General features: G+C 42.9%; 11 protein-coding genes. All 11 read right to left on the bottom strand.

Going from position 1 to position 13,036, the window contains the following annotated elements; translation table 11 throughout:
• Positions 1–155 precede the first annotated feature (155 nt).
• The 11 genes from QP775_RS23850 to QP775_RS23800 all read right to left on the bottom strand — a co-directional run bounded on the left by QP775_RS23850 (position 156) and on the right by QP775_RS23800 (position 13,033).
• A complete protein-coding gene (locus QP775_RS23850) occupies positions 156–1,091 on the bottom strand; it encodes an alpha/beta hydrolase (RefSeq protein ID WP_285109187.1) in 936 nt (311 codons plus the stop codon).
• A 54-nt stretch (positions 1,092–1,145) separates the two neighbouring features.
• Complete coding sequence (locus tag QP775_RS23845; protein WP_285109186.1) at positions 1,146–3,269, bottom strand: serine hydrolase domain-containing protein; 2,124 nt, start codon at positions 3,267–3,269, stop codon at positions 1,146–1,148.
• Between the two features lie 121 nt (positions 3,270–3,390).
• A complete protein-coding gene (locus QP775_RS23840; protein WP_285109185.1) occupies positions 3,391–4,371 on the bottom strand; it encodes an alpha/beta fold hydrolase in 981 nt (326 codons plus the stop codon).
• Between the two features lie 324 nt (positions 4,372–4,695).
• Positions 4,696–5,676 (bottom strand): alpha/beta hydrolase, encoded by a 981-nt coding sequence (locus tag QP775_RS23835; protein ID WP_285109184.1) that lies wholly within the window; start codon positions 5,674–5,676, stop codon positions 4,696–4,698.
• A 258-nt stretch (positions 5,677–5,934) separates the two neighbouring features.
• A complete protein-coding gene (locus QP775_RS23830; RefSeq protein WP_483312043.1) occupies positions 5,935–6,966 on the bottom strand; it encodes an alpha/beta fold hydrolase in 1,032 nt (343 codons plus the stop codon).
• A gap of 202 nt (positions 6,967–7,168) precedes the next feature.
• Positions 7,169–8,539, bottom strand: coding sequence for a sensor histidine kinase (locus tag QP775_RS23825; protein ID WP_285109183.1), 1,371 nt, complete (start codon positions 8,537–8,539; stop codon positions 7,169–7,171).
• Complete coding sequence (locus QP775_RS23820; RefSeq protein ID WP_285109182.1) at positions 8,536–9,210, bottom strand: response regulator transcription factor; 675 nt, start codon at positions 9,208–9,210, stop codon at positions 8,536–8,538. Before QP775_RS23820 ends, QP775_RS23825 begins: the two co-directional genes overlap by 4 nt.
• Entirely contained in the window at positions 9,188–9,517 is a 330-nt protein-coding gene (locus QP775_RS23815) for a hypothetical protein (RefSeq protein WP_285109181.1), read from the bottom strand. Before QP775_RS23815 ends, QP775_RS23820 begins: the two co-directional genes overlap by 23 nt.
• 117 nt (positions 9,518–9,634) lie before the next feature.
• Positions 9,635–10,276, bottom strand: coding sequence for a hypothetical protein (locus tag QP775_RS23810; protein WP_285109180.1), 642 nt, complete (start codon positions 10,274–10,276; stop codon positions 9,635–9,637).
• Between the two features lie 71 nt (positions 10,277–10,347).
• Positions 10,348–11,691, bottom strand: a complete 1,344-nt coding sequence (locus QP775_RS23805) for an alpha/beta hydrolase (RefSeq protein WP_285109179.1) — start codon at positions 11,689–11,691, stop codon at positions 10,348–10,350.
• Positions 11,681–13,033, bottom strand: a complete 1,353-nt coding sequence (locus QP775_RS23800; protein WP_285109178.1) for an alpha/beta hydrolase — start codon at positions 13,031–13,033, stop codon at positions 11,681–11,683. The genes QP775_RS23805 and QP775_RS23800 overlap by 11 nt, the downstream gene beginning before the upstream one ends.
• Between the last annotated feature and the right edge of the window lie 3 nt (positions 13,034–13,036).

Here is a 13,036-nt window from a genome sequence, read left to right as displayed (position 1 = left end):
ATTTTATCCATCGAAGATGTACTCTTCGTGACGCCATTATGAACGGAGTATGAACAAGCAAAAATAATACGGCATACATATGAATCTCTGGCAGGCTCACTATGACAAACAAAAAACCGTCAAATATGACGGTTTTTTCATCCCTTATGCACATATTATTCTTTCATAAACTTCCTAAAGTTTTGGACGATTTCCTTGGATCTAGTATGGTGTAAATAATGCCCACCTTCGAATGTCATCACTTTTCCATGTACAGAATCTTTGATTTGCTTTTCGTGCAGTGGTATCCATCCTTTTGTTTCGGTATCATTCGCTTGTAAAAAGAAAATAACAGGAAGATTTTTCGGGAAGGTCAAGTTTTCAGCACCTTTAAAATTAGGGCTAAAATGTTCACCTTCACTTAGGACGTTCGGATTAAACATGTTTTTGAGCGTAAGGATCCTGATTTGTTCTCTAGTTTCATCATCTTCGATTGGTACAACCAATTGGTCGGAGCTCAGTTTCATGAACAACCGGGAAAAACCTGATTTTTTGAGCAGTTTGTATGCTCCTGATGGAAATGGATCATCCGTACCGTCTTGCGTTGGAACACTGCTATCGATCCCGACAAATGCACTCACCTCGTTTGGATATTTGTTCACATAATTCAAGCCATAAATGCCTGCAATTGAATGACCCATTAGAATATATCGGTCGATGTCTAAACTCTTTAATGCTTCATGAATTTCATCTACCATATTCTCTGTGGTTCGTTCCTTTTCTGTTACATCACTTAGCCCATATCCAAAAGGCTCGACTACGACAACCTTGTAATAAGGAGACAACTCTTTCACCAGCGGTTCAAAATCAAGAGCTGGTGCTGCTGTTCCATACCCTGGTAGCAGCACGACGGTTTCTTCGCCTTTTCCTTGAATCAAAACATTCATATTTTTCCCATCAACAGCTACAGACTGACCATAGGATTTTATTTTTCCTTGCTCCGATTTGTTGTTGACGATATTAACGATATAAACAATGGCAATAAATAGTGTTATAACGATAACGATGACTGTTAATATTTTGAGCATCATGATTAGTACTTTTTTCATCATTTTCTACCTTTCAAATGTCCTTATATAACAGTCTCGTAGACAAGCCCTAATTTATTATTTCAATGTAATCTCAAATTTGGAGCCGATCTCACCTGCAAATACAATGCTACCATTCTCTGGCAATACGACCTGATTATTACCGCTGACAATAGTATGGTTCATACAAATACCAGCCTGATTATAGACAGCAAAGGCGCCATTTGAAGGCATTGTAACTGCCATAACCTTTCCTTTGGCAGCCGCAGGCACTGAATACCATCTGGCATAGCCGTCCGCTTGGATCGTTGTCGACGATTGAGTACCCGTATGGAGCGGTTTTACAAGCTCCTCACCAGCGTATATGTTCCCTCCTGCCGTAAAATACTCTAATCCATTCTTAGTAAAGAAATTGATTTCCTTCGTGTCACGACCTGCCATGCCAGGGATTTGCAGTTGGTTCACCGCTTCGTTTGCTCCAATAATTTTATGGTTCGAGACAAAGCCCGGAACCTCCTTAAGGAAATGAATAGGTATGATTGGTGTAGCATTGAGGTAGAACGTTGATGTATATTTCTCATTCATCAAGTAATATTTTTGGCCTTTACGCTTTTCCCATGAGGCCCTAATCTCCTGAGAGAATTCACTCATTTCAAGCTTTTCTGCCTTATATTCTGAGAAAGCTAACTGTCCAAGCCCCGGTACAGATAAATAGGAACGGGACCACAAATAGGCGCGCCCATTTTTCTCCACAACAAATTTCAATTTTTCTGTGCCTTTATCGTTTACAAAAGAACCATCAGCCGTATACGTATACTTTTGATCAGGGCTGTTTGGAGAGGTAAGTGTGGTTACCGACAATTGTTCGGCAGCATTCAGTTCCACCTTCATTAGCTTACCTGAACCACCACTGTAAATACCTGCATACTGGGACATTTCCTTCGGCATATCTGCCTTTATAGGTACGCCATATGACTTATCCGGCTTCCGTTCTTTAATAAGATCCTTCTCCTGAAGTGCGCTGAGCAGCAGTTCACTCGCAATAAGTTGATCAGTTGCGCTTGAACCACCTGAAGAAGTAACCGCTGCAGCCATGTTGTAATCCGGGAGCACCACTAATGATGAGTGATACGATATGGTATCTCCCCCCTTTGTAACCGCCTTGATGCCGTATTCGTTAAATGGGAACAAGTTCACACTATCCCACCCTAACCCGTAAGAAATAGATGTATCGCTATCTTCTGACCACATGCCTCTTTTATATTCTTCTTGGGCCATAGCTTCTACTGACTTGCTAGAAAGAATCCCATCGACCTGACCCGTGAAGATTTGCGAGAATTTGACGAGATCTTCAGCTGTAGAGTAGATGCCTCCAGTAGCAATGATGTTATAATTTTCTTTTGGAAGCTGCCCCTTATACAGAGGGGAATAGATCCCAGCCATTTTCGATGGATCCAAAAGATCCTGTGGTGTTTTGGTATTTTTCATGCCCAGAGGCTCAGTAACATATTTGTGAATGAATGCAGTAAAGCCCATGCCGCTAACTCGCTCTACCAGAATCTCAGCCAGCGTAAAACCATCGTTACAATATACGGAGTATGCTCCTGGATCTGCCTTTAAGTTTTGAGTCGCCAATTGCTCTAAAAAAGTATCATGTGAGTAAGTATCATTATCCCCATATAATGTAGCATTATGGCCCGAGGTACCGAGCAGACCAGAGGAATGATTCAGCAGCATGCGTGGTGTAATTTGCTTGTAACGAATATCTTTCATTTTAAAGTCATGTATGTAGTTCACAAGTGGAACATCCAAATCGACCTTGCCCTCATCAACAAGCTTCATAACAGACGCTGTAAGTACCATTTTGCTAGTTGAACCTATGCCATATATCGTTTTTGAAGTAAGAGGTACTTTATCCTTTAGATCGTTTTTGCCTGCCTGCCCAGAGATCACAATCTCTCCTTTATCAATGAGTGCATATTGCAGACTCGTAGTACCGTAAGTTTCTGTTAGTATTTTGGCTTTCTCAGCAACTATTTTCTTTGTTGCATCATAGGTAAAAGTGCTGCTACTCGTAGCCGGAGCGGCCATTGCTGACATCGGAGCTAACATGGTTAGCATCAGAGTAAAAGCAGCAATTGAAGTTCGTTTTTTAGCTATTCTCGTACCCACTCTCTTGTTCATTACCTCACTTCGTTTCATGCGCATCTTCTCCTGCCTTCATCGGTTTAATGGCTACTTTAAACTAGCCATTAAACCTAGCCTATACAACGAAGATGTACTCCCCATGACGACAATATGAATGGAGTATGAACAAGATTACTTAATTTATTTCTTTCATAAATTCTCTCAAATTCTCTGTAATTTCTTTGGCTTTGGTACGATGGATGTAATGATCTGCTTCAAACAGCATCATTTTTCCATGTACAGAATTTTTTAATTGCGCTTCATGCTCCGGTATCCATTGATCCGTAACTGGATGATTCGCTTGGACAAAGAAAATAACGGGAAGATTTTTCGGGAATGAGACGCTTTCAGCTGCTTTAAAATTAGAATACATATGTTCAATTTCATTTAAAAGGTTGGAATTAAATATGTTTTTGTGCATAAGGATTCTCATTTGTTCTTTCGTTTTATCATCATAGGGCAGTTCAGCCAATGGGTCCTCCCCCAATTTTATGGTCAATCTGGAGAGACCTGATTTTTTGAACAGTTTAGCCATTTCTAATTGTGAAGATTCAACCTTTTCCGTTAGCGTTGGAACGCTGCTATCGAGCCCGACAAATGCACTTACCTCGTTTTCATATTTATTCACATATTCGAGTCCGTAAACGCCTGAAATGGAGTGGCCCATTAGAATATAACGTTTAATGTTAAGACCCTGTAACGCTTCGTGAATTTCACGGACAATATTCTCTGTGGTTCGTTCCTTTTCGGTTAGATCACTTAACCCATAACCAAAAGGCTCAACGACGACTACTTTGTAGAAGGGTGATAGCTCTTCGATTATCGGTTTAAAGTCCAGTACGGGTGCCGCTGTTCCAAGACCAGGTAGAAGTACCACGGTTTCTTCACCTGCTCCTTGAATTAGAACATTCATATTTTTCCCGTCTACAGCTACGTGCTGGCCGTAAGGCTCTAATCTGTTTAACTCCGATTGATTACATATAAGATTAACTGTATACACAATGGCTAGAAAAAGGGCGATGGCTATTATGATTGCTCCAATGACTATTAGAAAGATGTTTCGTACTTTATTGGTTCTCGTTCGATTCCTCGTTTTCATTTCCACTTGTTGTACCATTCATATCTACTCCTGTCCTGATCTGTTTTTTCAACAAAGCTTGAAGTGCCCACGAATGAAAGTGTAACGAATGAAGATGTACTCCCCGTGAAGTCAATATGAACCGAATATGAACAAGAAAATAAATGCCACGTCGTCATATGTAATGAAGCTTGCACAGGCCTGCCGTAACATAGAACATACAAGTGCTTAGCCAATTCAGTCCTACCATGTGATAACATCTTATATGGGTACAACCGCACAATGAAAAACCGCCCCAAAGGGCGGTTCCACATATGACTTATGACCATTTGCTAAATCGTGGCGGTGACTTTACCTATACACTTACTTTACTTCTTTCATATATGCTCTAACATTCTCCGCAATTTCTTTGAATTGGGTGTGGTGCAAATAATGCGATCCCACCATGGTGATTATTTTTCCATGTACCGATTCTTTGGCCTGTTCTTCATGCAAAGGAACCCATTCTTTTCTCGCTTCATTATTCGCTTGCACAAAGAGAAGAAGTGGAAGGTCTTTCGGGAATGTTAAGCCATGAGCACCTTTAAAATTAGATCCAATATGATCCATTTCATTCAACATTGTGTCATTGTTACTAACTTGTTTCGTGATCAAATTCATTTGCTCTACGGTTTTTTCATCGAATGCCAGACCTTTATAGGGGTCAGCACTAAATTTAAGAGCAAATCGTAAGAGACCTGATTTTTTGAGAAGCTCTAATTTTTTTAATGGGAATTTAACATCCATACCTGGTTGTGTTGGAACACTGCTGTCGATTCCGACAAATGCAGTTACCTCATCTCGATATTTGCTCACATAATCAATGCCGTAAATACCTGCAATAGAGTGACCCATGAGCATGTATCGATTAATGTTAAGCTGCTGCAGCGCTTCATGAACTTCACCTACGATATTCTCTGTGGTTCGCTCTTTTTCCGTTTCATCACTTAATCCATAACCGAAAGGCTCAACCGCGACAACTTTGTAAAATGGAGCTAACTCATCGATGAGCAGCTTAAAATCAAGTGCGGGTGTAGCTGTTCCAAAACCAGGTAGGAGCACGATCGTTTCTTCGCCTGTTCCTTGAATGAGCACATTCATATTTTTCCCGTCTACAGATACATGCTGACCATAGGGCTCTATTTGTTTTTTCTCCGAATTCGTACTTATTACATTCATGATATAAACAATCCCTAGAAACAGAACAATAACGATAACGATTGCTGCTATGATTTTAAGTAAAATGCTGCGCACTTTCTTAAATTTCGTTCCATTTCCCGTTTTCTTTTCCTCTGTTTGTGTCACTCTCATCTACTCCTGTCTTGATCTGTTTGTTCAGTTACCTTAACCGTGCGACTAATGAAAGTTTAACCAACAAAGATGTACTCCTCATGACGGCAATATGAACTGAATATGAACGATCAAAAAATGCTACGACATGAAATGCAAGGAAGCTTGCACGTGATGCCGTAGCATGGATAATACGAGGACCGTGTTAAGATAAAACGAATGCGAGCACGTTGTTACATCAAATAGTTACAAACAAACTTTCCATTTTAAAAATCATCTACTTGTCTTTTTTACTTCTTCCATAAATCCCCTGAAGTTTTCAACGATTTCTTTTGATCTGGTATGGTGTAAATAATGGGTTCCTTCAAATGCCATCACTTTTCCAAGTACAGAATCTTTTACTTGCTCTTCATGTAGTTTTGACCATCCTTCAATTCCTGTACTATCCGGTTGTAAAAAGAATATAACAGGCAGGTTTTTTGGGAATGTTAAATTTTCAGTTGCCTTAAAATTAGAAGACCTACTTTCTATTTCATTCACAATGGTGGGATTTCTGAAGTTTTTGAAAGAAAGAATTCTCATTTGTTCTTTTGTTTCATCATCAACTGGTATTTTAGCATATGGGTCAGCACTTAGTTTCATTATTAATCTGGCTAAACCTGATTTTTTAAGTAGCGTAATTGTTGTATTTGATATTGGAGATTCAACAACCTTATCACCGTATTGCTTGGGAGCACTGCTATCGATCCCGACAAATGCACTCACTTCGTGTTCATATTTGTTCACATAATCTAGTCCGTAAATGCCTGAAATGGAGTGAGCCATTAAAATATATCGATCAATTTTAAGACTCTGTAAAGCTGCATGAATTTCACTTACAATATTTCCTGTGCTTCGTTCTTTTTCGGTTCCATCACTTAATCCATAACCAAAAGGCTCAATCACTGCGACTTTGTAAAATGGTGATAACTGATCTACTAGCGGCTTAAAATCCAGTGCTGGTGTTCCTGTTCCCAAACCTGGTAGCAGCACGACTGTTTCTTCACCTTGTCCTTGAATTAATACGTTCATATTTTTCCCATCAACGGTTACAAACTGTCCATAGGGTTTTATTTTTCCTTCCTCTGATTTGTTGCTGATCACATTAACTATAAACACAATGGCTAAAAAAAGTACGATTGCTATAACCAATCCTGCTAACACTTTTAGTAAAATGCTAAGCCACTTTTTCATCTTACTAGCTGGTTTTTTGCCTGTTGTTGTATCCAAATCCATTTTCGTTCCCTCGCCTATTTTCACTCTCATCTTCTCCTGTCGTTATTTCTGTATCGGACTGCCTTAACTGACCGTTAAGCAAGCATATACAATAGAGATGTACTCCCCATGACGACAATATGAACTGAATATGAACAAGAAAAAAATGCTGCAGCCTACATACAAGGAAACTTGCATGTGGGCCGCAGCATGGGGAACGCGGTCTAGTCAATCCGATCGATACCCTATGAATCTAACTATCTGTTGGCGTAATGATTGGCAAGGTGACAATGAAGGTCGTTCCTTGACCAGGTTCACTTTGCACTCGAATGTCGCCTTGATGAAGCGATACAATCTGTTTAACGATGGCAAGTCCCATACCGCTGCCGCTATACTTACGACTGTGTGAACGATCTGCCTTGAAAAAACGTTCGAATATCCGTTTCTGATCCTCCAAGGAAATCCCAATGCCCGTATCGGATATGCGGACGGTCACATTTTTGGCATCTTGTTTGATGCTGACGTCAATAATGCCGCCATCCACCGAAAATTTGATGCTATTGCCGATTATGTTCGTCCATACCTGGTTTAATAGATCATGATCAGCCGTTAGGCGAACAGCCTTCAAATTGAGCTCGAAACGGATGCTGCGGGCAGACCATTGCGGCTGAAGCGCCACAATTACCCGTCTGATCTGCTCATCAAGGCTAAGTGTGGCCAAACGAAGCTGCTGTGACTGCGCTTCAAGCAAACTCAGCTTGAGCAGGCTGTCGCTCATCTTGGACATCCGCTTCGCTTCAGCGATGATAATATCAAGATAACGGCTTCGTTCGTGGTCTGCCAAGTCTACTTGCTTGAGCGCGAGCGCATAACCGGATATCGAGGTGAGCGGAGACTGAACCTCGTGCGACACATTCGTTACGAATTCCCTGCGCATCTGCTCCAGTTGCTGCAAATCGTGCATCATCTCTTCGAAGCTGCGAGCCAAAGTACCCAACTCACCCGTTTGCTTAATATTCAGCTTGACGTTGAAATCTCCAGCAGCTATACGCTTGGTCGCCTTTGTCAGCTTTTTGATCGGTCTTACCAAAAATATGGAGGCCACCAGAATAATTAAGCTTCCTGCAATCAACGAACAAGTTGCAAAGATCGATGCCCACATGGTGACAAAGGAGGTGGAAGGGGGGGCGAGCATTTCCAAGAACATCGCTTTTGTTCCCAGTTCCGTTTTCAACGGCAGTCCTAAAAGGACCTTGCCAATACCTTTCGGATTGTCTTGAACAACGCCTCCATCTATTACTTTCTTTAATTGCTCCTTCGTCACAGTGGCAGGTTTGTGTTCGTTAACTCTTCCGTACGACTGGAACTGACCTGTTGCTTCGTAAATCCGAATATGATAAGAATCGAGCATCTTCATCTCACTTACGAACGAGTCCGCTTCACTTAACGGAAGAGTCTTGTAAATCCGGACAATGTCTTGGCCAAAGTTACGAATATTGATTTGTGCGTTTTCGTTTAATTTTTCTTCAAACATCAAAGTAGACACAAAAAAGGAAATGATCGTGCCTGCGATAACGGACACTAAAAATGTCAGGACAACACGTATATATAAAGATCTGATCATTCGTAAACCTCAAGCCGGTATCCAAGCCCACGAACCGTCTCGATACGAAAATCGGATGTAGTTGCGAACCGTTCACGCAGGCGTTTAATATGTACGTCTACCGTTCGATCATCTCCGGCGTAATCGATCCCCCAAATCTGATCGATCAACTGCTCGCGTGTGTAGACCTGTCCAGGCGTTCCAGCTAGTTTATACAGCAATTCAAACTCCTTGAGCGGCAGCGTAAGCGACTCCGTCCCTCTCATCACCTTATAGGTCTGTCGATCAAGCGTGACGTTGCCGAACTGGATCGTCTGTGTGGAGCCAATCCGGTATCGTTTCATTAATGCTCGAACACGCACCGTCAACTCCAAGGGATCGAATGGCTTCGTCAAATAATCATCGGTCCCCAACTCAAAACCTTTCACTTTCTCCCATGTTTCGCCTCTCGCAGTCAGCATAAGTAACGGAAGATCTGGATTGGCTTTACGGAGCTCCTTGCATAACGTCCAACCATCCATAATCGGCATCATTATATCGAGCACAACAAGGTCGACATGCGTCGCGGCGTAGACGGCTAGTGCTTCCTTGCCGTCCGCGGCTTCGACTGTTGCGAATCCGTCGTTGCGTAGAAATAAGCAGACAAGTTCGCGAATGTTCGCATCGTCGTCAGCAACAAGTATAGTAGGCATCTGTTCCCTCTTTTCCCTGTTTTCCATCCCATACAGTTGCAATCATTATACTATAAATGAATTTGAAACGCAGAATAACGTGGGGGATCCGATACTCTTGTCCCCATTTTCCGTCTACAGCAAACTCTGGTCCAAGATAATCGACTTCATTTCCTGATGAATAGGCTGGTTTGGCCAAATCTAAATCGATACCGCTAACAAATGGGGGCAGAAGAAGCTGTGCATCCTCCCGCCGGAGTGCATACAGCCCGTACAAAGCCACGCCAAAACAAAAAGGCATAAGCAAAAAGTTAAACTTTTCACTCATGCCCCTTCTCGGGTAGCACATAAAAGGCGTATGATCTATCCTATTCCGCGATATGCACAAATATGATGGACTACGTATCCTTTATTAAGTTTACGTTTACGTACAGGCATTTCCCAATCAAAGCGTACGGAACTTCAGGTCCTTACAGTCCACTTTGAACAAAAATTCTCTCTTTCCCTCTTTCCCATGGACGGATAACCGTAATGTTAAATTTTGCACGTCTTTATCTGTGAGCGCTTTGTTATATAACCAGCCGTGCCGTTCTTTACCAGGCTTAATCACAGCATCTTTAAAATCAGGATTGTGAGAAGCAGCCACGACCGTCTCATAGGTTTTGCCCTTGATTCCATGGTTGGCTCCAGCCTTCGTACCAGCCAAGTAAAGCTTAACTTCTTCTTTGTCCGTTTTGTTGTTAACCGTAATTTCAAAGTCGGTATGATCCTTCGTTAATCGAACAGCTTGCACCGTCACTTCAACACCTTTGTTGGTTTGAGTAATCGGCAATGTTTGAAAAGCAGAGCGCTGCTGATCCAGGCTGTCTGTATTAGGCATATGAGGCTTCTGATCTGAATTCTTTAGCTTCCCTTTGGGGAGCTCTATGCTACCCTCTATAGCTATCGGCTTGTCATACATAACCTGAACGACATCCCGCCCGTTAAAAGTTACCAGCTCTGCATCAGACGTGTTGTGTGCGGCTGCCAACGCAATTCCTGTAAAGACCATCGTGCTGCATAAAATGCCAACAACCAGTTTACTCATCTTGTTCTCTCCTTTCCACTAATCCCTATCCTCTTCCACGTTATCTCTCTATTACGGTAAGTGCTCCTACATTACGAAGACCATTGCTCTACATGAATATGGAGCTTCGCATCTGCCAGCGCTTTATAGTGACGTTCCACCTTATTCCCCGCTGCATCTACCTCTACCTTTCCATCTTCACGACTTACTTGAAACACCCACTCCGAATGCATCGGAATTTGCAGTTGATTCGTATACGTATCGGTTTCTGGATGATGTACGAGCGGAAACCACGCATAGAGCTTGACGCCATCCGGCGTATTTAGAGGTGCATGAACGATGAGTTCCAACTGGACATTGGATGGTATCTCTGCTACAACACGCAGTGTAACAGCAGCTTCCAGGTCCCCATATTGAACTGTCACCTTTGTCTCTCCTAACTGCAAAGGAATGACAGTTCCATCCTCTCGAACCTGTGCAATACGTTCATCCTCGATACGATAGAATGCTCTTAATACAGTCATCCTAAAGCCCGAATCATACTCAACGATTGGATTCAATCGGCAGGAAGGACCGATCAACCCAACCTCCTCCATTTGCTCACCGCTATTCAGCTTTAATCCACATGCCTTTCCCTTGTCGCCAAAGAAATGAATCAGCGGCGATGCCACTCTGGCCGCCCAATCCCGCTCCACATGAGCTGCTCCCGGTTCATATAGATAAACGAGTTCATCGTCTGGGCTGTACCCTAATTGAAGCAGTTTCTCGGTCACTTCACGTACATGCTTCTCTCTCACCAGCAGTCCTTCACGACTGCCAAGATCAATCCATATTTTAGACACGGGCTGCTTGGCGGTAAATGTATGATACATAGGCACTTCGTTCTGCGTCTGTGGATCTACACAATAGAAATAAGGAGAAACGATTCCCAACATGCCAAATACGTCAGGACGGCGCATCCCGATATGATACGTCACTTGTCCACCTCTTGAAGAGCCCATCAAGGCGGTATGTTCCGGCCCTTTTTTTGTGCGGAATACGGCATCCATGAACGGCATTACCTCTTCAATAATAAACTGCTCATACAGTTCGCCCCGTGGTTGAATCGGCACCTTATCGTCTTGATAACAAACTCCCTCCAGATCATGCGTGAATTCATTAGCCCGTTCCATCCCCATGTTGGGAACGCCAACCACGATAATGTCCTCGATGATCCGATCTTTAATCAACTGGTCTGCAGTTGTATGAATATTCCATGAATACCCGTTAAACGCGGGGTGAAAAATATTTTGTCCGTCGTGTACATATAACACCGGATACCGCCTGTTCAGGTCAAGCTGATAGCTCGGAGGCAAATACACCACAAGATCACGCATATTATCCAAAACATCAGAGTAGAATCCTTCATTTCGTAAAATGCTTGAGCTATGCTTCATTGTCATCACCTTTACTTACGATTAAATCCACCCAATGCTCCACTTCATAATGTAATTCCAGTCCATCCGTCACAGTAAACTGACGGTAAGGAACCTCGTGGCCATTGCGGTCTGTTTCGTGCTTGCCTAAGCCTCGCGAAATTCTAAATTCAAACGACATCTCTCTTGGCACCTCAAACCTGCCACCATAGAGGCCTTCATCTATCATTGGCAATTCAATGCCTGCATACAGACTATCCGTACGCGGCGTGTAATCTGGCACTTTTACATAGATGTCAACCGTCGCCGTATCTGACACATACGGAACCACGGCCATATCCTTACTGGCTCGCAGCTGCTGACGAACATACGTAACGCTTGTCTGCCCAGACTGACGCGGGGCTAACGTTCCATCCGCTGCTACTGCCAATAATTCCGAATCAGCTACCTCATAGGTAGCGTGAATATCCGTCATCATAAAACCGCTGTCAAAACGAACAATTGGATTCAATGCCCGCTTAGGTCCTTGAATGCCTATTATGTCAGGTCCGTGAAGATCAACATCCACTGGCTTGCCGATGTCTCCAAAAAAATAGAGAAGCGGCGCCTGAACCCTTGCCGCCCAGTCTTTCTGCGAATGACCAGAGCCTACTGCGTAGTAATACATAAGGTCTTTGCCCGGCTCATAACCGATCTGAACGAGAACATCTACTACATGGCGCACATGCTGTTCCATGACGGTGAAGCCTTCCGCATCTCCGACATCGATCCATATTTTAAGATCCTTCTTCTCCGTATACACACGGCTCAGCCATCTGGCTTCCATCGTGTTCGGCTCAACACTAACAAAGAATGGACATAACGCACCGATCATGCCAAAGGTTTCCGATTGACGGAAGCCTATGTTATAGGACACTAACCCACCTGCAGATGATCCCATTAAGGCGGTATGCTCCTTGCCTGCTAAAGTTCGGTACTCTCGATCCATGTAAGGCTTCACTTCCTGCACGAGAAACTGCTCATACAGTTCTCCTTGGTTAGCCGTGTTGAACACATTATGCCCGTCTGGATTCGCATGCATATATTCCGCAATTCGCGCATCTTCCACGTGGGCAATGGCAACCACGATGATCTCTTGCATTTTCCCTTCGGCCACTAAACGATCAACCGTCTGATGCACATCCCAGGACTCTCCCTTGTGATCTGCAAAAAACACATGCTGTCCATCATGCATATAGAGGACAGGATAGCGCCGATGCTCTTCCTGATCATAGCTAGCCGGCAAATAAACAAACATATCTCTTGTATTGTTTAAAATAGTGGAATAATACTGTTTAATCTCTATTAAACGTGCTGAACCCACTGG

Source organism: Paenibacillus sp. UMB4589-SE434 (assembly GCF_030226685.1).
Taxonomy (GTDB): Bacteria; Bacillota; Bacilli; order Paenibacillales; family Paenibacillaceae; genus Paenibacillus_B.
Note: the sequence above shows the minus strand (reverse complement) of the source record. Positions and strands in the feature narration are given on the sequence as shown.

Excerpts from the sequence above, each read along its gene's own strand:
- QP775_RS23825 (WP_285109183.1), bottom strand. The coding sequence starts at position 8,539 with ATGATCAGATCTTTATATATACGTGTTGTCCTGACATTTTTAGTGTCC.
- QP775_RS23845 (WP_285109186.1), bottom strand. The coding sequence starts at position 3,269 with ATGAAACGAAGTGAGGTAATGAACAAGAGAGTGGGTACGAGAATAGCT.
- QP775_RS23830 (WP_483312043.1), bottom strand. The coding sequence starts at position 6,966 with ATGAGAGTGAAAATAGGCGAGGGAACGAAAATGGATTTGGATACAACA.
- QP775_RS23840 (WP_285109185.1), bottom strand. The coding sequence starts at position 4,371 with ATGGTACAACAAGTGGAAATGAAAACGAGGAATCGAACGAGAACCAAT.
- QP775_RS23820 (WP_285109182.1), bottom strand. The coding sequence starts at position 9,210 with ATGCCTACTATACTTGTTGCTGACGACGATGCGAACATTCGCGAACTT.
- QP775_RS23850 (WP_285109187.1), bottom strand. The coding sequence starts at position 1,091 with ATGATGAAAAAAGTACTAATCATGATGCTCAAAATATTAACAGTCATC.
- QP775_RS23815 (WP_285109181.1), bottom strand. The coding sequence starts at position 9,517 with ATGAGTGAAAAGTTTAACTTTTTGCTTATGCCTTTTTGTTTTGGCGTG.
- QP775_RS23805 (WP_285109179.1), bottom strand. The coding sequence starts at position 11,691 with ATGAAGCATAGCTCAAGCATTTTACGAAATGAAGGATTCTACTCTGAT.
- QP775_RS23810 (WP_285109180.1), bottom strand. The coding sequence starts at position 10,276 with ATGAGTAAACTGGTTGTTGGCATTTTATGCAGCACGATGGTCTTTACA.